General features: G+C 66.2%; 1 protein-coding gene. It reads right to left on the reverse strand.

From position 1 onward, the window contains the following. The coding region (locus D1614_RS28730; protein WP_147384413.1) for a GGDEF domain-containing protein at positions 1-541 on the reverse strand (541 nt) is incomplete at both ends.

Genomic DNA, 541 nt, shown 5'->3' on the forward strand with positions numbered 1-541 from the left:
GGCTGGTAGTCGGCGTAGAACTCGTTGCGGTCGCCCGCGCGGCGCAGGCCCGATTCAATGCGGAAGCGGCGCGAGACGCGGTCGTCCAAGTCGCTGGTAAAGGTCTGGAAGTTGTTGCGCCCGCGCTCCTTGGCCAGGTACATGGCGGCGTCGGCCTTGCGCAGCAGCGTGTTCGGATCGTCGCCGTCGTGCGGTGCCACGGCAATCCCGATCGACACACCCAGATACAGCTCCTGCCCCTCAATATGGAAGGGCGCGCTGATGGCCGAGAGGATGCGCTCGGCCACGCGCCGCGTGCCCAAGCCATCGAGCGCCTCGAGCATGACGACAAATTCGTCGCCGCCCAGGCGCGCGACGAAGCCGTTGGCGGGCACCTGCTGGCGCAGGATCTCGCAGACCATGCGAATCAGCTCGTCGCCCGCGAGATGGCCGAGCGTGTCGTTGACGATCTTGAACCGGTCGAGGTCCATCATCGCCATGGCGAAGCATTGCTCGCCCTTCACTGCCTTGCCGAGCATGTGGAGGAAGGCGAGCCGGTTGG

The sequence above is a fragment of the Maribellus luteus genome, assembly GCF_003576475.1.
In the GTDB taxonomy this organism is placed as follows: domain Bacteria; phylum Bacteroidota; class Bacteroidia; order Bacteroidales; family Prolixibacteraceae; genus Draconibacterium; species Draconibacterium luteum.